This window comes from Roseateles sp. FW301-B2 (genome assembly GCF_058788955.1).
In genome coordinates, this window is sequence record NZ_JBYTBE010000029.1 from 1 (window position 1) to 20,863 (window position 20,863).

The 20,863-nt window shown below is 68.3% G+C and carries 24 protein-coding genes and 1 tRNA gene; 12 read left to right on the plus strand and 13 right to left on the minus strand.

Features of this window, described 5'->3' with window-relative positions:
- Together AC3WQY_RS18260 and AC3WQY_RS18265 are read left to right on the plus strand one after the other, a co-directional pair.
- Window positions 1-1,303 (plus strand): TRAP transporter large permease (locus AC3WQY_RS18260; RefSeq protein WP_492709920.1); only part of this gene is annotated, 1,303 nt, incomplete at its 5' end.
- A gap of 65 nt (window positions 1,304-1,368) precedes the next feature.
- Complete coding sequence (locus AC3WQY_RS18265) at window positions 1,369-2,127, plus strand: LuxR C-terminal-related transcriptional regulator (protein ID WP_492709921.1); 759 nt, start codon at window positions 1,369-1,371, stop codon at window positions 2,125-2,127.
- Here the strand turns inward: AC3WQY_RS18265 and AC3WQY_RS18270 are convergent.
- A complete protein-coding gene (locus tag AC3WQY_RS18270; protein WP_492709922.1) occupies window positions 2,117-2,572 on the minus strand; it encodes a VanZ family protein in 456 nt (151 codons plus the stop codon). The genes AC3WQY_RS18265 and AC3WQY_RS18270 overlap by 11 nt on opposite strands.
- Between AC3WQY_RS18270 and AC3WQY_RS18275 the strand changes: the two genes are divergently transcribed.
- Entirely contained in the window at window positions 2,571-3,350 is a 780-nt protein-coding gene (locus tag AC3WQY_RS18275) for a transporter (protein ID WP_492709923.1), read from the plus strand. The genes AC3WQY_RS18270 and AC3WQY_RS18275 overlap by 2 nt on opposite strands.
- 55 nt (window positions 3,351-3,405) lie before the next feature.
- Here the strand turns inward: AC3WQY_RS18275 and AC3WQY_RS18280 are convergent.
- From AC3WQY_RS18280 to prfB, 4 genes are all read right to left on the minus strand, one after another.
- Window positions 3,406-3,481 (minus strand) — tRNA-Thr (locus AC3WQY_RS18280).
- Between the two features lie 25 nt (window positions 3,482-3,506).
- On the minus strand, window positions 3,507-4,520 hold the full coding sequence (locus AC3WQY_RS18285) for a class 1 fructose-bisphosphatase (protein ID WP_492709924.1): 1,014 nt from the start codon (window positions 4,518-4,520) through the stop codon (window positions 3,507-3,509).
- On the minus strand, window positions 4,517-7,210 hold the full coding sequence (gene pepN / locus AC3WQY_RS18290) for an aminopeptidase N (protein WP_492709925.1): 2,694 nt from the start codon (window positions 7,208-7,210) through the stop codon (window positions 4,517-4,519). The genes AC3WQY_RS18285 and pepN overlap by 4 nt, the downstream gene beginning before the upstream one ends.
- A gap of 60 nt (window positions 7,211-7,270) precedes the next feature.
- Window positions 7,271-8,375, minus strand: a protein-coding gene (gene prfB, locus AC3WQY_RS18295; RefSeq protein ID WP_285231258.1) for a peptide chain release factor 2 whose coding sequence is annotated in 2 segments (ribosomal slippage) — window positions 7,271-8,293 and window positions 8,295-8,375 — 1,104 coding nt in all. Because the reading frame shifts where the segments join, the coding sequence is not laid out codon by codon here.
- A 105-nt stretch (window positions 8,376-8,480) separates the two neighbouring features.
- Here prfB and AC3WQY_RS18300 point away from each other — a divergent pair.
- The gene (locus AC3WQY_RS18300; protein ID WP_285231259.1) at window positions 8,481-8,762 is read left to right on the plus strand and encodes a DUF4212 domain-containing protein; all 282 of its coding nucleotides are present in this window, start codon (window positions 8,481-8,483) and stop codon (window positions 8,760-8,762) included.
- Window positions 8,763-8,858: 96 nt separating this feature from the next.
- On the opposite strand, the gene AC3WQY_RS18305 is transcribed toward AC3WQY_RS18300, so the two are convergent.
- Window positions 8,859-9,758, minus strand: coding sequence for an alpha/beta fold hydrolase (locus AC3WQY_RS18305; RefSeq protein WP_492709926.1), 900 nt, complete (start codon window positions 9,756-9,758; stop codon window positions 8,859-8,861).
- 74 nt (window positions 9,759-9,832) lie between these two features.
- Here AC3WQY_RS18305 and AC3WQY_RS18310 point away from each other — a divergent pair, with 74 nt between their 5' ends.
- A complete protein-coding gene (locus AC3WQY_RS18310; RefSeq protein WP_285231261.1) occupies window positions 9,833-10,315 on the plus strand; it encodes a GNAT family N-acetyltransferase in 483 nt (160 codons plus the stop codon).
- On the opposite strand, the gene arsC is transcribed toward AC3WQY_RS18310, so the two are convergent.
- Entirely contained in the window at window positions 10,312-10,653 is a 342-nt protein-coding gene (arsC, locus tag AC3WQY_RS18315) for an arsenate reductase (glutaredoxin) (protein WP_492709992.1), read from the minus strand. The genes AC3WQY_RS18310 and arsC overlap by 4 nt on opposite strands.
- Before the next feature lie 132 nt (window positions 10,654-10,785).
- Between arsC and AC3WQY_RS18320 the strand changes: the two genes are divergently transcribed.
- Entirely contained in the window at window positions 10,786-12,516 is a 1,731-nt protein-coding gene (locus tag AC3WQY_RS18320; protein WP_492709927.1) for an acetate--CoA ligase, read from the plus strand.
- On the opposite strand, the gene AC3WQY_RS18325 is transcribed toward AC3WQY_RS18320, so the two are convergent.
- The 4 genes from AC3WQY_RS18325 to AC3WQY_RS18340 form a co-directional block, all read right to left on the minus strand.
- Window positions 12,517-12,846, minus strand: coding sequence for a hypothetical protein (locus AC3WQY_RS18325; protein ID WP_492709928.1), 330 nt, complete (start codon window positions 12,844-12,846; stop codon window positions 12,517-12,519).
- A 280-nt stretch (window positions 12,847-13,126) separates the two neighbouring features.
- Window positions 13,127-13,894: a hypothetical protein gene (locus AC3WQY_RS18330; RefSeq protein ID WP_492709929.1), complete on the minus strand. Its 768-nt coding sequence runs from the start codon at window positions 13,892-13,894 to the stop codon at window positions 13,127-13,129.
- A 12-nt stretch (window positions 13,895-13,906) separates the two neighbouring features.
- Complete coding sequence (locus AC3WQY_RS18335; RefSeq protein ID WP_492709930.1) at window positions 13,907-14,143, minus strand: helix-turn-helix domain-containing protein; 237 nt, start codon at window positions 14,141-14,143, stop codon at window positions 13,907-13,909.
- On the minus strand, window positions 14,143-14,700 hold the full coding sequence (locus AC3WQY_RS18340) for a DUF2975 domain-containing protein (protein WP_285231266.1): 558 nt from the start codon (window positions 14,698-14,700) through the stop codon (window positions 14,143-14,145). Before AC3WQY_RS18340 ends, AC3WQY_RS18335 begins: the two co-directional genes overlap by 1 nt.
- Window positions 14,701-14,862: 162 nt before the next feature.
- On the opposite strand from AC3WQY_RS18340, the gene AC3WQY_RS18345 reads away from it, so the two are divergent.
- The 6 genes from AC3WQY_RS18345 to AC3WQY_RS18370 all read left to right on the plus strand — a co-directional run bounded on the left by AC3WQY_RS18345 (window position 14,863) and on the right by AC3WQY_RS18370 (window position 18,818).
- Entirely contained in the window at window positions 14,863-15,924 is a 1,062-nt protein-coding gene (locus tag AC3WQY_RS18345; protein WP_492709994.1) for an aldo/keto reductase, read from the plus strand.
- A 31-nt stretch (window positions 15,925-15,955) separates the two neighbouring features.
- Window positions 15,956-16,471: an aminoacyl-tRNA deacylase gene (locus AC3WQY_RS18350; protein ID WP_492709931.1), complete on the plus strand. Its 516-nt coding sequence runs from the start codon at window positions 15,956-15,958 to the stop codon at window positions 16,469-16,471.
- A gap of 6 nt (window positions 16,472-16,477) precedes the next feature.
- On the plus strand, window positions 16,478-17,221 hold the full coding sequence (gene plsY / locus AC3WQY_RS18355) for a glycerol-3-phosphate 1-O-acyltransferase PlsY (protein ID WP_285231268.1): 744 nt from the start codon (window positions 16,478-16,480) through the stop codon (window positions 17,219-17,221).
- Window positions 17,218-17,562 (plus strand): RidA family protein, encoded by a 345-nt coding sequence (locus AC3WQY_RS18360; protein WP_492709932.1) that lies wholly within the window; start codon window positions 17,218-17,220, stop codon window positions 17,560-17,562. The genes plsY and AC3WQY_RS18360 overlap by 4 nt, the downstream gene beginning before the upstream one ends.
- A gap of 86 nt (window positions 17,563-17,648) precedes the next feature.
- Entirely contained in the window at window positions 17,649-18,443 is a 795-nt protein-coding gene (locus AC3WQY_RS18365; RefSeq protein WP_492709933.1) for an oxygen-binding di-iron domain-containing protein, read from the plus strand.
- A 9-nt stretch (window positions 18,444-18,452) separates the two neighbouring features.
- Complete coding sequence (locus AC3WQY_RS18370) at window positions 18,453-18,818, plus strand: glutaredoxin family protein (RefSeq protein ID WP_492709935.1); 366 nt, start codon at window positions 18,453-18,455, stop codon at window positions 18,816-18,818.
- A gap of 42 nt (window positions 18,819-18,860) precedes the next feature.
- Here the strand turns inward: AC3WQY_RS18370 and AC3WQY_RS18375 are convergent, their stop codons facing one another.
- Both AC3WQY_RS18375 and AC3WQY_RS18380 read right to left on the minus strand, forming a co-directional pair.
- Entirely contained in the window at window positions 18,861-19,193 is a 333-nt protein-coding gene (locus tag AC3WQY_RS18375; RefSeq protein WP_492709937.1) for an energy transducer TonB, read from the minus strand.
- A gap of 52 nt (window positions 19,194-19,245) precedes the next feature.
- On the minus strand, window positions 19,246-20,793 hold the full coding sequence (locus AC3WQY_RS18380) for a methyl-accepting chemotaxis protein (RefSeq protein ID WP_285231272.1): 1,548 nt from the start codon (window positions 20,791-20,793) through the stop codon (window positions 19,246-19,248).
- Window positions 20,794-20,863 lie beyond the last annotated feature (70 nt).

The window sequence follows — 20,863 nt, forward strand, 5'->3', positions numbered from 1 at the left end:
CGGCCTCGCGATCTTCGCCGCCATGCTGCTTCTGATGGCGCTGCGCGTGCCCATCGCCGCGGCGATGTTCATTCCCGGCGCCCTCGGCTATGCCTGGATGACCAGCGACATGGCGCTGCTGAACCTGCTCAAGGGCAGTGCGGTGGCGCGGCTGTCGGTCTACGACCTCTCGGTGATTCCGCTGTTCCTGCTGATGGGCCAGTTCGCCACCCAGGGGGGCTTGAGCCGCGCGCTCTTCAAGGCGGCGGCGGCCTTCGTGGGGCACAAGCGCGGCGGCCTGGCGATGGCGGCCATCATGGCCTCGGCGGCCTTCGGCGCGGTGTGCGGCTCGTCCGTTGCCACCTGCGCCACCATCACCCAGGTGGCCTACGAGGAAATGAAGCGCGGCGGCTACCACGGCCGCCTTTCCACCGCGGTGCTGGCCACCGGCGGCACGCTGGGCATCCTGATCCCGCCCTCGGTGCCCCTGGTGGTCTACGCCATCCTGACCGAGCAGAACATTGCCAAGCTGTTCGCCGCGGCCTTTGTGCCGGGGCTGATCGCCACCGCCGGCTATCTGATCGTGATCGCGCTCTACTGCCGGCTGCGGCCCGAGCTGGCCCAGCCCTCGGTGCGCCTGCCCTGGGGCCAGCGCTGGCGCGCGCTGCTGGGCGTGTGGCCCATGGTGCTGATCTTCGTGATCGTGTTCGGTGGCATTTACGGCGGCCTGTTCTCGCCCACCGAGGGTGCGGCGGTGGGCGCGATCGCCACCTTCGTGACCGGGCGCTTCAGCGGCGAGCTGAACAACGAGGGCCTGCGGCGCAGCTTCCTGGGCACGGCCGAGACCACCGCCATGGTGTTCATGATCTTTCTCGGCGCCGACATGATGAACTCCTCGCTGGCGCTGACCCAGATGCCGGCGCGCCTGGCCGAATGGGTCGGGCATCTGCAGGTGCATCCGCTCGTCATCGTCGCATCCATCCTGGCCTTCTACATCGTGCTGGGCTGCGTGATGGACGAGCTCTCGATGCTGCTGCTGACGATTCCGGTGATCTTCCCGACCGTGATGGGCCTGGACCTCTGGGGCCTCAGCCCCGAGCACAAGGCGATCTGGTTCGGCGTGCTGGTGCTGATGACGGTGGGCATAGGCATGCTGGCGCCGCCGGTGGGCCTGAACGTCTATGTGGTGAACGGCATGGCACGCGACGTGCCGATGAACGAGACCTACAAGGGCGTGATGCCCTTCCTGGCCTCAGACCTGCTGCGCATCGTGCTGCTGCTGTTCTTCCCGGCCGTCACGCTGGCGGCGCTCAGCTTGCTCTGAAGTCACCGGGCTGTCACGGCCGGGGGCTAGGCTGGCGCGCAACGCGACCATGCCGAGCAGCGCCTATGCCGGGAAATCCTGCCCATGACTGGACCGAGCCCGACCCGGCCCTGCCCGAGCGCATGGTGGCGGTGGCGGCGGCCAGCCTAGGGCTGCGCCAGCGCGCCGCCTTCTTTGTCTGGGCCCAGACCCAGATGCAGGGCCTGCTGCCGCATCAGCTGCTGGTGTGCGCGCTGGAACAGCAGGGGCAGTGGCGGGCCGATGTGTTCAACAGCCTGCCGCTGCCGGCGCCCTTGGGTGCGCGCCTGCAGGACCTGCGCCAGCCCGCCTGGCTGGCACTGCAGCGGCAATGGCGGCAGGCGCCGCTGAGCATGGCGGTGGCCGAGCTGCCGGATGAGCTGGCCGGGGCGCTGGGCCAGGCGGGCTATGCGCAGCTGCTGCTGCATGGGGCCGCCGCGCCCGGGCGTGCCCAGCGCGCCGAGGCCTGGTTTCTCTGGGCCCGCAGCGGCGCGGCCTATACCCAGGCGCATGGCCAGCTCGCCGCCTGGTTGATGCCCCATCTGCATGCGGCCTGGCGTCAGGTGCAGGCCGCCGGCCAGCGCCTGGCGGAGCCGGGCGACGCGGCGTCGGGCCTCACCGCACGCGAGCAGCAAATCCTTGCCCTGCTGTGCCTGGGCCTGAGCAACCAGGCGATCGCGCAGCGCCTGGACCTGAGCGCGCTGACGGTGAAGAACCATGTGCAGAAGCTGCTGCGCAAGCTGCGCGCCAGCAACCGCGCCCAGGCCGCAGCGATGGCCATGGCGCAGCGCCTGGTCAGCGTTTGAGGAGCAGCAGGCGCTCCAGCCCGGCCAGCAGCAGCAGGCCCAGGGCCACGCCCGCCATATCGGCCAGCACATCGGCCGCCTCGGCGCTGCGGCCGGGTACCTGGGTCTGCACCAGCTCGATGAAGATGCCGTAGGCCAGCAGGCCCAGCACCACCTTGCCCACCTTCCGCTCGCGCCTTGCGCCCGTCAGGCTCAGTGCGCTCACCACCGCCAGGGTGGCAAAGGCCAGCAGGTGGTTGGCCTTGTCCCAACCGGTATCGATGCCTTCGGGCGGCTTGGGGCTGAAGGCCAGCCAGCTGATCACCAGCAGCAGCAAGGCGAGCAGGGCGCGCCAGCAAGCTCGGCCGCGCGGCGAGAACAGGATATCCATCGAGAGCCTGGTGATGTTGTCGAGGCCGGAATTCTCGTTGATGGCGCCGATGCGCCGAGGTTTAATGCGGGCCATGCACCAGGCCGCCAAACTTCTTTCTCTGCCGCTCGCCTGGCTGGCCTGCACATGCGCGCATGCGCAGCAGAGCGAGCCCGCCGCCACGCCCTTTCGCCCCACCGTCACCAGCGGCGCGGCGATTTCCCTGCCCGGCTGGCTGGAGCTGGAACTGGGTGGCCAGCGCCTGGGCGGGCATGGCGCCGATCGGCGCAGCAGCCTGCCCTATCTGCTCAAGTACTCGTTCAACGAGCAGTGGGCGCTCTTGCTGGGCGGCGACGCCCGTGTCAGCAGCCGGCCCGCGGGCGCGCCCACGCTGAGCGGCATGGGCGATACCGCGCTGACGCTCAAATGGCGCGGCAGCGCCGCACCCGAGGGCACGAGCTACGGCGTCGAGGCCAGCGTCAAATTCCCCACCGCGGGCACCGGCCTGGGCAGTGGTGAGCGCGACTACGGCCTGAAGGGCATCTACGGCCTGGACATCGCCGAGGGCTGGCATCTGGACGGCAACTTGCTCGCTACCCAGCTGGGTGCGGTCGATGCGGGGCAGGGGCGCTTGCAGTCAGCCTGGGCGATGGCCTTGTCGCATAGCGTCGGCCCGGCCTGGACGCTGGCCGCCGACCTCTCGGGCACGCATCAGCGCGGCACAGCGGACACGGCCCAGCTGCTGGCCGCGGCGAGCTATGCACTGAGCCCGCGCCTGGTGCTGGACGGCGGGCTGGCGGGTGGCCTCAACCGCAATACGCCCAAGTGGACCCTGTTCGCCGGCATGACGGTGCTGCTTGGCCAGCTGCACTGATCCGCGTCCACAATGAGAAATGGCCCTTCCTTGCGGAAGGGCCATCTTCATTTTTTGGTGCCGGAGAGATGAATCGAACACCCGACCTTCTCATTACGAATGAGCTGCTCTACCGACTGAGCTACACCGGCGTCAAGCCTACTATTCTAGCAGAGTTTATTGGGCGCTATCAAGATGGTAAGACGTGATGCGCTCAACTTCGTTCTTGGAGCCCAGCACCACGGCCACGCGCTCGTGCAGCTTGCCGGGTTGCAGGTCCATGATGCGCTCGCGCGCATTGGTGGCCGCGCCGCCCGCCTGTTCGACCAGGAAGGCCATCGGATTGGCCTCGTACATCAGGCGCAGCTTGCCGGCCTTGTTGGGCTCGCGCTTGTCCCAGGGGTACATGAAGACGCCGCCGCGCGTGAGGATGCGGTGCACATCGGCCACCATGGAGGCGATCCAGCGCATATTGAAGTTCTTGCCGCGCGGGCCCTCTTCGCCGGCCAGGCATTCATCGATATAGCGCTTCACCGGGGCATCCCAGTGGCGCATGTTCGACATATTGATGGCGAATTCCTTGGTGTCCTCGGGGATCTTCACGTCCTCATGCGTGAGCACGAAGGAGCCCTGCTCGCGGTCCAGCGTGAACATCGCGACGCCGTCGCCCACCGTCAGCACCAGGGTGGTCTGCGGGCCGTAGACGCAGTAGCCGGCCGCGGCCTGGGCCGAGCCGGGCTGCAGGAAGTCGTCTTCGCTGACGCCCTTGCTGCCTTCCACCTTCTTGAGCACCGAGAAGATGGTGCCGATGGAGACGTTCACGTCGATGTTGGACGAGCCGTCCAGCGGGTCGAACATCAGCAGGTACTCGCCCTGCGGGAAGCGATTCGGCACCAGGTAGATGCCTTCCATCTCCTCCGAGGCCATCGCCGCCAGGTGGCCGCCCCATTCGTTGGCCTCGATCAGCACCTCGTTGGCGATGATGTCGAGCTTCTTCTGCACCTCGCCCTGCACGTTCTCGCTGCCGGCCGTGCCCAGCACATCGCCCAGCTCGCCCTTGTTGACGCTGATGGCGATGCGCTTGCAGGCGCGTGCCACCACCTCGATCAAGAGGCGCAGCTCCTGCGGGATATGGCCGTGCTGGCGCTGCTGCTCGATCAGGTACTGGGTCAGGCTGATGCGGCGCGTCATGCTTGCTCTCCCTTGGCCTCGGAGGCGAGTGCGCGCTCGACGATCTCGCGCACATCGTTGGACAGATCGGCCTTGGCGGCGACGCGGGCGATCGCCTCGCGGGCGGCGCTGCGGTAGGGCTCAGCCAGCACGGTCCAGCGGTCCATCACGCGCGCCAGGCGGCTGGCGATCTGCGGATTGATGGCGTCCAGCGCCAGCACCTGCTCGGCCCAGAACACATAGCCGGCCGCGTCCTTGCGATGGAAGGCGGCGGGGTTGAACATGCACAGCGAGAAGATCAGGCTGCGCGCGCGGTTCGGGTTCTTGAGCGTGAAGTCCGGATGCTGCATCAGCTGCTTGACGCGCGCGAAGCTCTTGCCGTCCAGCTCGGGCGTGCGGCCCTGCAGCGCGAACCACTTGTCGATCACCAGCTCGTCGCCCTTGAAGAGGGCGTGGAAGCGTGCCAGCGCCGGCTCGGCCAGCTCGGCATGGGCGGCCACCAGGGCCGACAGGGCGCCCAGGCGGTCGGTCATATTGCCAGCGTCCTTGAAGCGCTGGTAGGCGCGGCCGGGCCACACGCTGTCGCCGCTCTGCGTGGCGTTCAGCACCAGCATCGCCAGCGCCAGATTGGCCAGCGCGCGTCGGCCCGATTGCACCGGATCGGGCGCATAGCCGGCCTTCACCTGGTGGGCCTCATAGGCCTCGGCCCAGTCGGTCGCCAGGGCCTGCGCCAGTTGCAGGCGCGCCGCTTCCACCGCGGCGTGGATGGCCTGCGGGTCGACCACGTCCAGCTGCTCGGCGATATAGGCCTCGCCGGGCAGGGTCAGGGCCAGCTCCTTGAAGGCGGCGTCCAGCTCAGCGTGGCGCAGCACGGCGCGCATCGCCTCGATATAGGCCGCGTCCAGCACCAGCGGCGTGCCGCTGCGCACCGCCGCGAGGATGCGGTTCAGCGCCAGGCGCTGGCTGGCTTCCCAACGGTTGAAGGCGTCGCTGTCGTGCTTGAGCAGGGTCAGCAACTCGGCATCGCTGAGGCCGTCGTCCAGCACCACCGGGGCCGAGAAGCCGCGCAGCAGCGAGGGCACGGGGGCGCTCGCCACGTCCACGAACACAAAGCTCTGCTCGGCCTGGTCCAGCACCAGCACGCGCTCCGTGCCGGTGGCGGCCGCCTCGCCCTGCAGCTGCAGCGGCAAGGCCTGACCCTCGTGGGTCAGCAGACCCAGCGCCACCGGGATCACCTGGGGCAGCTTGTCGGCCTGGCCCGGCGTGGCGGGGGTGGATTGCTTGAGCGTGAGCGTGTAGGTCCGGGCCTCGGCGTCGTAGCTGCCGCGCGCCTGCAGATGCGGCGTGCCGGCCTGCGAGTACCAGCGCTTGAAGGCGTCCAGGCGCGTCGTCAGGGCGGAGCCGGGGTTGGCGTCGGCAATGGCCTGGGCGAAGTCGTCGCAGGTCACGGCCTGGCCGTCGTGGCGCTCGAAGTAGAGCTTCATGCCGGCCTCGAAGCCGGCGCGGCCGACCAGGGTCTGGTACATGCGCACCACCTCGGAGCCCTTGTCGTAGACCGTGGCGGTGTAGAAGTTGTTGATCTCCACATAGGAGTCGGGGCGCACCGGATGCGCCATCGCGCCCGAGTCCTCGGGGAACTGCATGGCGCGCAGCTGGCGCACGTCCTGGATGCGGCAGACCGCGCGCGCGCTCGGCGTGGCGGCCATGTCCATGCTGAATTCCTGGTCGCGGAAGACCGTCAGGCCTTCCTTCAGCGAGAGCTGGAACCAGTCGCGGCAGGTGACGCGGTTGCCGGTCCAGTTGTGGAAGTACTCATGCGCGACGATGCTCTCGATGCGATGGAAGTCGGCATCGGTGGCGGTGGCGGGCGAGGCCAGCAGGGCGCTGGTGTTGAAGATGTTGAGGCCCTTGTTCTCCATCGCGCCCATATTGAAGTCGGACACGCCGACGACCATGAAGCGTTCCAGATCCAGCGGCAGCTTGAAGCGCGCCTCGTCCCAGACGATGGAGGCGATCAGCGAGTTCATCGCGTGCTCGGTCTTCTCCAGATCGCCGCGGCGCACGAACACCTGCAGCAGATGGTCCTTGCCGGCGCGGGTGCGGATGCGCTGCTCGCGTGCCACCAGGTCGCCCGCCACCAGGGCGAACAGATAGCTGGGCTTGGGGAAGGGGTCGTGCCACTTGGCAAAGTGGCGGCCATTGTCGAGCTCGCCCGCTTCCAGCAGATTGCCGTTCGACAGCAGCACCGGGTACTTGGCCTTGTCGGCGCGCAGATGCACCGAATAGACCGCCATCACGTCCGGGCGGTCCAGGAAGTAGGTGATGCGGCGGAAGCCCTCGGCCTCGCATTGCGTGAAGAAGCTGCCGCCCGAGGTGTAGAGACCGCTCAAGGAGGTGTTCTTCTCGGGCGCGCAGCTGTTGCGGATCTCCAGCGTGAAGTCGGCATCGGGGGCGCCCTCGATGATCAGCTCATGCCCTTCCTGGCGGAAGGACACGCTCTCGCCATTGATCAGCACGCGCAGCAGGTTGAGCTCTTCGCCATGCAGGCGCAGCGGGCCATGCGGCACGGCGCTGTTGCGCTCGATCTGCATCTTGCTGGTCACCAGGGTCTTGGCCGGCTCCAGGTCGAAGGTCAGGTCTACGGTGCGAATCCAGAAGGCCGGGGCCAGGTAGTCTTCGCGGCGGATCAGAGTGGCAGAGCCTTCACGCATGGTAGGCATCCTTGGAATAAAGCGAAGCCCCGGCTGGATCGCAGCCGGGGCAGGGTGGGTTTAAACGCCTTGCTTCAGGCTCTCGGAAATGAAGGGGTCGAGATCGCCGTCCAGCACCTTCTGGGTGGCCGAGGTCTCGTAGTTGGTGCGCAGGTCCTTGATACGGCTCTGGTCCAGCACATAGCTGCGGATCTGATGACCCCAGCCCACATCGGTCTTGGTGTCCTCGAGCTTTTGCTGCTCTTCCTGGCGCTTGCGCATCTCGTGGTCGTACAGGCGCGAGCGCAGGCGCTTCCAGGCCACGTCGCGGTTGCTATGCTGGCTGCGGCCGTCCTGGCATTGCACCACGATGCCGGTCGGGATGTGGGTCAGGCGCACCGCCGAGTCGGTCTTGTTGATGTGCTGACCGCCGGCGCCCGAGGCGCGGAAGGTGTCGGTGCGCACATCGGCCGGGTTGATGTCGATCTCGATCGAGTCATCGATCTCGGGGTAGACGAACAGCGAGGCAAAGCTGGTGTGGCGGCCGCCCGAAGAGTCGAACGGGCTCTTGCGCACCAGGCGGTGCACGCCGGTCTCGGTGCGCAGCAGGCCGAAGGCATATTCGCCCTCCACCTTGATGGTGGCGCTCTTGATGCCGGCCACGTCGCCAGGGGTCTCGTCTTCCAGCGTCGCCTTGAAGCCCTTGCGTTCGCAGTACTTCAGGTACTGACGCAGCAGCATGCCAGCCCAGTCGCAGGCCTCGGTGCCACCGGCGCCGGCCTGGATGTCGATGAAGCAGTTGCTCGGATCGGCCGGGTTGTTGAACATGCGCCGGAACTCGAACTGCTCGACGATCTCCCGCAGTTTGGCCGCGTCGGCCTCGATCGCTTCCAGGCCGGCGAAGTCGTCGTCGGCCTTGGACATCTCGTACAGCTCGCTGTTGTCCGAGAGGTTGCTGGTGAGGTGGTTGATGGTCTCGACCACGTTTTCCAGCGTGCGCTTTTCCTTGCCCAGCTCCTGGGCCCGCTTGGGCTCGTTCCAGACGTTGGGGTTCTCCAGCGCGGCGTTGACCTCGTTCAGTCGCAGTGCTTTGCGGTCGTAGTCAAAGATACCCCCTTAGCGCGTCGGTACGCGCTGTCAGATCGGCGAGGGTGGACCCGATGGCATTGATGCGTTCGATATCCATGGTGTTTCCAGTTCTAGGCTCGGGTGCGAGCAACCGCGCATTTTTACATGAGCCGGCATGGGGCACACTGGGAGCCCTGCTCATTCAGCCACGGAATCGGTGCCCATGAACCTTGAATCCGACCCCAGCCGGCCCAGTCTTGCCGAGGCGCAGCGGCAGAGTTACTGGCTCAGGACGCGACGCCTGACGCTGTGGCTGCTGCTGATCTGGGCTGGGGTGAGCTTCGGCCTGATCTACTTTGCGCGCGATCTGAGCTTCACCTTCTTCGGCTGGCCCTTCAGCTTCTGGGTGGCCTCGCAGGGCGCGTTGCTGGTCTATCTGGCCATCGTCGTCTACTACGCCTGGGCGATGCGGCGGCTGGACGCGGCCCAGCGCGAACTGGACTGAGTGCGCACCGAGGGCGAGCCCTGCGGCTTGCCCGACGGCCCAAGAAGGCCCGGGCGCCTGCCCGCGCCCGGGCGGCCCCGCGCCGGGGCTGACCGGTCAGCCCAGAAAGGCCGCCAACGCCTCGGCCAGCTCCTCCGGCTGGTCGTGATGCAGCATATGGCCGGCGTCCTTGAGTGTGACGCTGCGCACGCTGGGCACCACCGCCAGGCGAGCCTCGAAATCGGCGCGCGGGTAGCGATCGCCCCACCATTTCGTCATGTCGGTGCTGTCCCCCTCGACCCACAGCGTGGGCGCCTGGATGCGCGCCCAGGTGGCGAGGATCTCGGCCTTGCGGTAGAGCACCGGATTGCTGCGCTTGTGGGCGGCATCGCCCAGGATGTGCCAGGCGCCGTCGATCTCGCGCGACCAATGCGGCGCCAGCCAGGCGGCCTTGGCGGGCGAGAGGCGCGGGTTGGTCTTCATCAGGCGCTCGGCCACCGCCTGCAGGCTGGCGTAGGTCTTGAGCTGGGGCTGCTGCTTCAGCTCGTCCAGCCATTGCGTCAGGCGGCCCGGCGCCTGGGCGGGGATGGTCTCGGGCAGGCCGAAGCCCTCCAGGTTGACGAGGCGGCGGATGCGTGCCGGCCGCACGCCGGCGTAGCTCATCACCACATTGCCGCCCATGCTGTGGCCCAGCAGATCCACCGGCGCCTCGGGGCTGACGGCGTCCAGCAGGGCGTCCAGATCGCCCAGGTAGTCGGGGAACCAGTAGCTGTCGGCGCCGCTCGAGTCGGTGAGGCCGAAGCCGCGCCAGTCCATCGCCACCACATGGCGATCCTGCTGCAGCGCGTCCACCACGAACTGGAAGGAGGCTCCCACGTCCATCCAGCCATGCAGCATCACCAGGCTGGGCCGGCCGGGCTGCGGCTGGCCCCAGCTCAGCACATGGTGCCTGAGCCCCCGCAACGTGAGGAACTGGCTTTGATGGGGCCGGCGGGCGAGGTAGGGCGTGGCTTGCATGGCGGCAATGTAGCGCGCACAAGCGCGGCACGCTGTCGGCCGCGGGACAAGACCCGGCAGGCAGAATTGCGGCCATGAGCACCCCTGACTATCAATTGCGCCCCGCCGAGCCCCGCGACATTGCCGCCATCGTGGGCCTGATCGCCGAACTCGCCGAGTTCGAGCAACTCAGCCACCTGCTGGAACTGCGCCCGCAGGACTTGCAGCGCCATATGTTTGGCGAGCGCCCGGTGGTGGAGGGTCTGGTCGGCGAACTGGCTGGCGAGGTGGTGGGCTACGCGCTCTTCTTCACCAACTTCTCCACCTTCCTGGGCAAGCCGGGCCTGTATCTGGAGGATTTGTATGTGCGCCCCGCGCACCGCGGCAGCGGCCTGGGCAAGCGCATGCTGAGCCGGCTGGCGCAGCTCGCGGTGGAGCGCGACTATGGCCGCTTCGAGTGGAGCGTGCTGGACTGGAACGAGAGCGCGATCCGCTTCTACGAGAAGATGGGCGCCAGCCTGCTGCCCGACTGGCGCATCTGCCGGCTCAGCGGCGCGGCGCTGCAGGCCTACCGTTAGAGAACGGTGAGCGCCAGCTCGGGCGGCCGGGCGATCACGGCGCGCCGGCCGTTCACCACGATGGGGCGCTGCAGCAGCCTGGGATGGCTGGCAATGGCTTGCAGCAGCGCATCGTCGCCGAGCTCGGTGTCGGCCAGGCCCAGCTGGACATATTCGTCCTCGCCACTGCGCAGCAGCGCACGCGCGCTCACGCCCAGACGCTGCTGCAGGGCCTGCAAATCGGCCACGCCGGGCGGGGTCTGCAGATACTCGATCACCTCGGGCCGCAGGCCGCGCTCGGTCAGCAGGGCCAGCGCCTCGCGGGACTTGGAGCAGCGCGGGTTGTGGTAGATCTGCAGCGACATATGGATTCTGGGGATGGACGGGCGCTCAGTGTAGGGGCCGCGGACACTCGGGGAATCCATGACTTGTGGCAGGGCGAGTGTCGCTAGCATGTGCCCTCCGTTGCCGCGACTGAGGATGGAGGGTGCATGACCAAGCGTTCCGAGTTGCCGTGTGATGCCCGATTCGATGGGTATGCGGCCCTGCATCAGGCCTTCCGCTGGCAGGTGCCGGAGGACTTCAGCCTCGCCGAGGCTTGCTGCGGCCGCTGGGCGCGCGAGACGCCCAATGCTCCGGCCATCCTGTTCGAAAGCGACAGCGGCTGCCGCGCGCAGTACAGCTACGGCCAGCTGCAGCGCGCCGCCAACCGCCTCGCCAACGCCTTGCAGCGCCTGGGCGTGCAGGCCGGTGACCGCGTGGCCATCGTGCTGCCGCAGCGTTTCGAGACCGCGGTGGCGCAAATCGCGGTGAATCAGCTGGGCGCGGTGGCCATGCCGCTGTCCATGCTGTTCGGCCCCGAGGCCCTGGAATTCCGCCTGCAGGACAGTGCGGCGGTGGTCGCCATCGTGGAGGGCGCGGCGCTGGCGTCGATGCGCCAGGTGCGCGCGCGCTGCCCGGCGCTGCGCCAGCTGCTGGTGGTGGGCGAGGGTGCGCAGGCCGACGAGCTGGAATGGATGGCGGCCCTGCAGGCCGAGGATGCCCGTTTCGTGTCGGCGCGCCGCAAGGCCGACGATGCCGCGGTGCTGATCTACACCAGCGGCACCACCGGCCCGCCCAAGGGTGCCCTGATTCCGCAGCGCGCGCTGATCGGCAATCTGAGCGGCTTCGTGGCCAGCCAGAACTGGTTCGGCTTCGATCCGGCCGCGCCGGAGCGCGGCACCGAGGCGGTGTTCTGGAGCCCGGCCGACTGGGCCTGGACCGGTGGTCTGATGGACGCGCTGCTGCCCACGCTCTACTTCGGCCGCCCCATCGTGGCCCACCAGGGCCGCTTTGCACCCGAGCGCGCCTTCGAGCTGATGCAGCAGCATGGCGTGACGCACAGCTTTCTCTTCCCTACCGCGCTGAAGGCGATGATGAAGGCCGTGCCCGCGCCGCGTCAGCGTTATGCCCTGAAGCTGCAGGCCATCATGAGTGCCGGCGAGGCGGTGGGCGATGCGGTGTTCGGCTGGTGCGAGCAGCAGCTGGGCATCACCGTCAACGAGATGTTCGGCCAGACCGAGATCAACTACGTGGTGGGCAACTGCAGCCTGCTGTGGCCGGCGCGGCCCGGCAGCATGGGGCGCGCCTACCCGGGGCACCGCGTGGCGGTGGTCGACGACGAGGGCAAGATCTGCCCCCCCGGCGAGCCCGGCGACGTGGCGGTGCACCGGCGCGATGTGTATGGCGATCCGGACCCGGTGTTCTTCCTGGGCTACTGGAACAAGCCCGAGGCCACCGCGGCCAAATTCACCGGCGAGCCGAGCAACAGCTGGTGCCGCACCGGCGACACCGCCATCATGGATGAGCAGGGCTATCTCTGGTACCAGGGCCGCAGCGACGATGTCTTCAAGGCCGCCGGCTACCGCATCGGCCCCAGCGAGATCGAGAACTGCCTGGTCAAGCACGCGGCGGTCGCGAACGCGGCGGTGGTGCCCAAGCCCGATGCCGAGCGCGGCGCGCTGGTGAAGGCCTATGTGGTGCTGGCGCCCGGCCATCAGGGCAGCCCCGAGCTGGTGGCGGCCTTGCAAGCCCATGTGCGCGGGCGCCTCGCGCCCTATGAATATCCCAAGGACATCGAGTTCATCGAGGCATTGCCCATGACCACCACCGGCAAGGTGCAGCGCCGCGTGCTGCGCCTGCAGGAGGAGCAGCGCGCCCGGGATGCGGCGCTGGCCTGCTAATCACCAGCTGCAGGGCTTGAGCTGCGCCGGCGCCTGCTTGACGCTGGCGTTGAAGGGGTCGAGCTGGGCGTCGCGCGACTGCTGCACGTCGTAGCAGCCGCCGCGATAGCGGATGCGGCGCCGCGTCGGGCCGTGGATCTCGTCGGGCTGGTCGGCCTCGCCGCCAATGGCGCGCGCGATGCGCTGCTCCACGCTCGCGCGGGGGCTGTTGCTGCGCTCGTCGGCCAGGGCGGGATTGCGCCAGGCTTGCGACGCGCCCGGGCCGGCCGGCAGGGCCAGCTGCAGCGGCGCAACGCTGCCGCGCGGCGTGGCAGCCGGCTCCTCGGGCACAGCGGCGCGGGTCGGCGTTGCGGGAGCTGGCTCCAAAACCGTCTTGAACGGGGGGGCTGCCGTGGGACGCTCGGCCCGAGGCATGGCATGAGCAGGCACGGGCGTCGCCGTCGGCAACTTCGGCTCCGGCTGCAGCAGCCGGACCACCAGGCGCTCGCGCATCGGCGGCGCACCATGCGTGCCTTGCCTCTGGGCGAGCAATATCAGGCCCGCCGCATGCAGCATGAGCACCAGCATCCAGACCCAGTGCGGGCGCCTGGGCGAAGCGAGGCTTGGCATCTCAGCCGCCGAACAGCTTGCCCAGCAGGCGCACGCTCAGCTTGCTGCCGGCGGGCGCCAGCAGGCGCGCCGCATCGGGCCAGCGCTCTTCGCCGCTCAGCGTGGTGCAGCTGCGCGACGGCTGGCCGGGCTTGGCGTCGGGGTCCTGGTCGCTAGGGTCGGCGGCCAGCGGCAGGCCCAGCAGCTGGCCTTGTTCGCGCCATTCCAGCTCCCATTGCGGGCTGCTGCTGCAGACGCGCACACCGGCGATCTGCGGAAACGCCCAGCGCAAATACCAGGGCAGCAGCTCGCTGCGCAAGCGCCGCGCCACCGCGACGATGCGGCGCACCATGGCCATGTCCAGCTCGGCGGCGGGCACCGTCAGTGCCAGCGTGCCGCGCAGCAGCGCGCTGCCCTTGGGCAGGTTGGAGCTCAGCGAGCTGCCCTTGGCCTGCTCCAGCGGCAGCACGGGCAGCAGCAGGCTGCCGTCGTCGGCCGGGCGGAAGGGCAGGTATTGCTCGTCGCTCACGATCGCCAGCCGGGCCGCGGGCAGGGGCTGCTGGGTGTCGCGCGCAAGCAGCCGCATGTCGATGCGGAACAGCCCTTCGCCATGCCGGTGCAGTTCGTGCAGCACGCGGTTGATGGGCTCGTAATCCATCAGCTGGCTGGCGCGGGTGATCTTGACCTCCACCTGCTCCAGCTGCGTCACCGGCCCCCGCGCCAGATCCTGGGCGCCCGCCATGGCCGCGGCCAGGCCCAGCGCGCAGGCGGCGCTCATGCGCTTGTTCATCTGCTCACTCCCTCAATGTTCTTGTTGTTCCGCCGGCGCGTCGGCGCCCGCCTGGTAGGCCAGCAGGTCGGCTGGCTGGCATTGCAGCACCTCGCAGATGCGCGCCAGCGTGTCGAAGCGCACGCCGCGCACCTTGCCGCTCTTCAGCAGGGACAGATTGGCCTCGGTGATGCCCACGCGCTCGGCCAGCTCCTTGGAGCGCATCTTGCGTTTGGCCAGCATCAGGTCCAGGGTCACGACGATGCTCATCAGACGAACTCCGCGTTCTCCTCGGCCACGCGCGTGGCCTCGGCCATCACCGTGGCCATGGCCAGCAGCACCAGACCGAACATCAGGGCCAGGTAATGGTGGAAGGCCAGCGCCACCACCAGCACGCGCTGGCCCGGTGGGTTCTGCCAGGTCAGCGCCAACACCGACAGCGTGTGCGAGAGCGGCAGCGCGGGCGCCAGCACCACCAGGGCCAGGCCCATGCGGCGCAGCCGCTGCACCGGTTCGGCGCTGAAGATCCGGCCGCGCGCATAGCAGCCGAACAGCGACCACAGCTGCCACAGCGCCAGCAGCGCGGCCGTGCCGGGCAGGGCGGCAATGGCCAGGCCGAGGCCGCGCGTGAGCGGGTTCAGGTTCAGCGGCTGCTGGCCGGCCTCCCATTGATGCCTTGCCACCTGCAGCAGCCAGACGTCGCTGGTCCATAGCAGCAGCGGCGTCAGCAACACCGCGGCCGCGCCCAGCACGCACATCAGGCGCAGCCAGAAGGCCAGGCGGCGGATGCGCGGCAGGCCGGCAAATGACGAGGTCGCGATGGGCATCGGGAAGAGAGCGTGAACGGAATGAAATTACTGTAAAACAATAATATATTTTTGTGAAGCAGAAAACTTTCGGCATGGGTGGGCGCCGCAAGCGCAGCGGCGGCTTCTGCGGCACACTGCCGGCCACGCGTTTTTTGCTGCTGCAAGGAGTTGTTGATGGACATGGAATTCACCACGCTGGGCCGTTCGGATCTGCGGGTCAGCAAGATCTGCCTGGGCACCATGACCTTCGGGGAGCAGGTGGACGAGGCGGGCAGCCAGGCGCTGCTGGACCATGCGGTGGCGCGCGGCATCAATTTCATCGACACCGCCGAGATGTATCCGGTGCCGGCGCGTGCCGCCACCTTTGCGCAGACCGAGGCCATCATCGGCCGCTGGCTGGCGGCTCGCCCGGGCCTGCGCAGCCGGCTGGTGCTGGCCACCAAGGTGGCCGGCCCTTCGCGCGGTTATGACTGGATACGCCAGGGCTCGCCCGATCTGAGCGCAGCCGACATCGTGCAGGCCTGCGAGGACAGCCTGCGCCGCCTGCAGACCGACGTCATCGATCTCTACCAGATCCATTGGCCGGCCCGCCATGTGCCGATGTTCGGCGGCGTCTACTTCGAACCCGCCAAGGACCAGGCGGTGGTGACGCCCATGCTGGCCCAGCTGGAGGCGCTCGACCGCCTGGTGCGCGCCGGCAAGGTGCGCCAGGTGGGCCTGTCCAACGAGACCGCCTATGGCGTGAGCGAATTCGTGCACCTGGCCGAGCGCCATGGACTGGCCCGCATCGTCTCGGTGCAGAACCCCTATTCGCTGGTGAACCGGGTGCTCGAGAACGGCCTGGACGAGGCGCTCTACCGCCACCAGGTCGGCCTGCTGGCCTACTCGCCGCTGGGCTTTGGCGTGCTCACCGGCAAGTACGACGCGCTGGGCCTGGACGACCCGGCCCGCCCCGGCCGCCTGAGCCTGTTCGAGAGCATGAAGAAGCAGCGCTGGGCCCGCCCCGAGACCCTCGCCGCGGCCAAGCGCTACAACGCCCTGGCGCGCGCGCATGACCTGACCCCCACCCAGCTGGCGCTGGCCTGGTGCGGCTCGCGCTGGCAGACCGCCAGCACCATCATCGGGGTGACCACGCGCGAGCAGCTGGACGAGAACATCGAGGCCTTTGCCGCCAGCCTCGCGCCCGAGCTCGTGGCCGAGATCAACCGCATCCGCTGGGAGCTGCGCGACCCGGCGCAGTGAATGAAGAGGCGTAGGCGGCGACAATCCGGTCATGGCCAAGAAGCAAGCCCATGTCAGCGAAACCCCCGCCACGCAGTTCCTGCGCGAGCGCCAGGTCGCCTTCACCGAGCATGTCTACGATTACGTGGAGCATGGCGGCACCGCCGAGTCCTCACGCCAGCTGGGCGTGCCCGAGCATGAGGTGGTGAAGACCCTGGTGATGCAGGACGAGCGCGCCCAAGCCCTGATCGTGCTGATGCATGGCGATTGCCAGGTCAGCCTCAAGGAGCTGGCGCGCCAGATTCCCTGCAAGAAGGTGGAGCCCTGCAAGCCCGAGGTGGCACAGCGCCACAGCGGCTATCTGGTGGGCGGCACCTCGCCCTTCGGCACGCGCAAGCCCATGCCGGTGTTCGTCGAGGCCAGCATCCTGGCCTTGCCGAGGATCTGCATCAATGGCGGGCGGCGCGGCTATCTGGTGGGGCTGGACCCGAAGGTCTTGCCAGCGCTGCTGGGGGCGCGGGCGGTCGAGTGCGCGATCCGGAGCGAGGCGCGGGGCAGTGCAGAATAGCGCCCCATGCAAGAACTGCTTCCCCCCCTGCTGGCCACCCTGCTGGCCTATCTGATCGGCTCGCTCTCGTTTGCCGTCATCATCAGCCGCCTGATGGGTCTGTCGGACCCGCGCAGCTATGGCTCGGGCAATCCCGGCGCCACCAATGTGCTGCGCTCGGGCAACAAGGCCGCGGCCATCCTTACCCTGCTGTTCGATGCCTTGAAGGGCTATCTGCCGGTGCTGGCGGTGGCGCTGTGGGGCGAGCGTTACGGCCTGGGCGAGGGGACGGTGGCGCTGGTGGGCCTGGCGGCCTTCGTGGGCCATCTCTGGCCGGTGTTCTTTCGCTTCGTGGGTGGCAAGGGCGTGGCCACCGCGGCCGGCGTGCTGCTGGCAATCAACCCCTGGCTGGGCGGCGCCACCCTGCTGACCTGGCTCATCATCGCCTACTTCTTCCGCTACTCCTCGCTGGCCTCCATCGTGGCGGCGGTGTTCGCGCCCTTCTACCAGATGCTGATCTGGGGCTCGAGCCCGGCGGTGCTGAGCATCGCGCTGATGAGCCTGCTGCTGGTGTGGCGCCATGAGGCCAATATCAAGAAGCTGCTCAAGGGCACCGAGAGCAAGCTGGGCCAGAAGGCGGCCGGCGCCAAGCCGGCCGAGGGCACCAGCAAGAAGCACCCGCATGGCGAGGGTTACCAGGCCCATGGCCACTCTCACCATCACGGCCCATCGCATTCCCACAAAGCTGCCAAGAAGGGCAAGAAGTCATGATCGAACGTTTTGAAGTCGGCGCGCGCATGTCCGAGATGGCCGTGCACAACGGCGTGGTCTACCTGGCGGGCCAGGTGGCCTCCGACGCGAGCCTGGACATCACCGGCCAGACCGCGGATGTGCTGGCCCAGATCGACCGCCTGCTCAAGCTCGCCGGCAGCGACAAGACCAAGATCCTGCGTGCCCAGATCTATATCGCCGATGTGGCCGAGTTCGCCGGCATGAACAAGGCCTGGGATGCCTGGGTCGTGGCCGGCCACACGCCGCCGCGCGCCACCGTCGAGGCCAAGCTGGCCAAGCCGGAGTGGAAGGTCGAGATCGTCATCACCGCCGCGGTCTGAACCTGTCTTCGCGCGGCTTGATCCGACTCAAGCCGCGCCGGGGCACGCTCGCCTAGAGTTGGCGCTCGCCAACCCTGGGGGTGCCTGTGCCCGTTGAACTCTTCCGCCGCGATCAGCATGTCTGCCTGATGTTCTCCAAGCTCAGCACGGAGGACGGCGAGGCGGTGCAATCCAACCAGTTCCTGCTGGTGAACCGCGGCACCGGGGCCATCCTGGACCCGGGCGGCAACATCGCCTACAACGAGCTCTACCTCGGCATGACGGCGCATTTCCCGCCGCACAAGCTGGCCGCCATCCTGGCCTCGCATGCCGACCCCGACATCATCGCCTCGCTGGACCGCTGGATGACGGCCAGCAGCGCGCCGGTCTATATCTCGCGCATCTGGGAGCGCTTTGCGCCGCATTTCTGCAAGCCCGGCAAGACGCTGGGCCGGGTGATCGGCATTCCCGACGCCGGCGCGCGCCTGCGCCTGGGCGAGGGCGACGCGGCCTTCGAGCTGCTGGCCCTGCCCGCGCATTTCCTGCATTCCGAGGGCAATTTCCAGTTCTACGACCCGCTCAGCAAGATCCTGTTCTCGGGTGACCTGGGCGCCTCGCTGGGGCCGGATCTGAACCCGGAGCAGATCGTCACCAGCCTGGCCGAGCATGTGCCGCGCATGGAGGCCTTCCACCGCCGCTACATGGTCAGCAACAAGGTGCTGCGCCTGTGGGCGGCGATGGTGCGCGAGCTCGATATCCGCATGATCGTGCCGCAGCATGGCGCGCCGCTGGCGGGCGAGGCGGTGCCGGCGTTCATCCGCTGGGCCGAGAACCTGGCCTGCGGCATCGACCTGGTCGGGCCGCAGGACTACCGCGTGCCGCAGGAGGCCCTGCCGGCGTAGCATGGCGCCATGGGCGAACGTATCTCGGCCGCATTGAGCGGCCCCACCGGTCTGGTGGTGCTGGTGCTGGCGGTGCTGGGCCTGAGCCAGGCCGCGCGCAGCTGGAACGAGGCCGGGCAGGCGCAGCAGCTGCGCGAGCGGGCCCGGCCGGGCGACATCCTGATGCTGGCCAGCAGCAGCTGTGTCTACTGCCAGCGTGCGCAGCGCTGGCTGGAGGCCGAACGCGTGCCCTACCGCATGTGCCTGATCGAACAGGATGCCGCATGCGCGCGCGACTATGTCGCGCTGCAGGCGCCCGGCACGCCGACCTTTCTGGTGCGGGGTGTCCGGGTGGTGGGCTGGGACCGGGCTACGCTGCTGAAGGCGCTGGAGTGAACGCCTCATCAGCCTCTGCGCTTGCAAGCGCAGGGGCCTCAATCAGTCTTCGTTGCTGAAGACCAGCTTCACCTCGTGGCTCTGCTTCTCGCCGGTGCCTTCGAACTTCCAGTCCATCAGCGCGTTGATCACGGCCTTGTCGAAGACCTTCTTGGGCTCCGCCTCGACGATGCTCACCTCGCTGACCTTGCCGTCGGCCTCGATGGTGAGCTTGGCCTTCACCGTGCCCTTGTTGACGCCCTTGCGCGAGGCCTCGGCCGGGAACTCGGGGGGCACCTTCTTGATCACCTTGGGCGCCGCCTGCGCGGCCGTGGCGATCAGCAGGGCGCCCAGCAGACCCAGGGCCAAGCGCGCCGCGCTCGAAATCTTCGACATGGTGTAGTTCTCCTTGCAGCTTGCGGAATGGGGTGCGGGATAGGTCGCGGGATTAACGGGTACGGAAGAAGCCAACGGCCTCCAGCAGGCGCGATGAGCTGCCGGTCAGCTCTTCGGTGGAGCGTGTCAGCTCGCTGACCAGGCTGGCGTTCTGCTGGGTGCTGCGGTCCAGCTCGTTCATGGCCTGGTTCACCACGCCCACACCGCTGGCCTGCTCCTGGGCCGAGTGCGAGATCTCCTCGATCAGCTGACCCATGTTGTTGACCTCGTCCACCACGCTGTTGATGGTGTTGCCGGCGTTGTTGACCAGGGTCGTGCCGTTCTCGACCTTGACCGAGGACTCCTGGATCAGCACCTTGATCTCCTTGGCCGCAGCGGCCGAGCGCGAGGCCAGGGCCCGCACCTCGGAGGCCACCACCGCGAAGCCGCGGCCATGCTCGCCGGCGCGCGCTGCCTCCACCGCGGCATTCAGCGCCAGGATGTTGGTCTGGAATGCGATGCCGTCGATCACACCGATGATGTCGCCGATCTTGCGCGAGCTGGCGCTGATCTCCTGCATGGTGTGCACCACCTGGGCCACCACCTGGCCGCCGGCCGAGGCCGACTGGCGCGCCTTGGTGGCGATGCCGGCGGCCTTGCGCGTGAGCTCGCTGGCGCCGCTGAGGTTGGCCGCGATCTCTTCCACCGAGGCGGCGGTGGTCTGCAGGCTGGAGGCCGAGCGTGCGGTGCGGTCCGACAGGTCGTTGTTGCCACCGGCGATCGCGCTGGAGCTGTGCGCCACGTCGCTGGCCGCGCTGCTGACGCTGCTGACCACGCCCGAGAGCGCCTGCTGCATGTCGCGCATCGCGGTGAGCATCTGGCTCAATTCGTCACTGCCCTCGGTGCTGATCTCGTGGGTGAGGTCGCCGTCGCGGATCGCCTCGGCGGCCGAGCGCGCCTTGTTTACCGGCGCCACGATGGAGCGTGCAATGGCGAGGCCACCCACGCCGCCGATCACCACCGCGGCCACCACCAGGATCAGCGTCACCAGCACCGAGTTGCGCGCCAGCTCGCCACCGGCGACGGCCAGGTCATGGGCGCTCTCGAACTGCAGGTCCACCAAGCCCTTGAGGCCGTCCTGGTAGGCCTGCTGGGCCGGGCGCACATCGGTGATCAGGCTTTCGCGTGCCTCGTCGGGGCTGCCGTCCTTCTGCACCTTGCGGAACTTCTCCACCGCGGCGAAGAACTTGCCCTGGCGTTCCTTCACCTGGGCCAGCAGATCGCTTTCCTTGGCCCCCTCGATGCTGCCCTGCAGGCTGCCGAGCTGCTTCTCGCTGTCCTGCAGCGCGCCGTCGATGGCGGCCTGCTGCTTCTTGATCTGGCGCGCCTCGTCGAGCAGCAGCAGGTCGCGCGCGGCACGCGCCACCACATTGACGTTGCCCTCCAGCGAGTTCGCCGCGGCGATCTTCACCAGGCTCTGGTTGGCGGTGCGATCCAGGTCTTTGGAGAGGCGGTTGGCGCTGTAGGCGCCGTAGCTTCCGATGATGACGAGCAGGACGATCAACAGACCGTAGCTCAATGCGAGGCGCTGGCTGATGCGCAGCTGGGTCAACAGACTCATGCTCTGCCCTTTCGGAGGCTTCTTCGTTTCCCGACGACCATTCTTTGTGCAGCGCAGGGGTGCCGTGTCA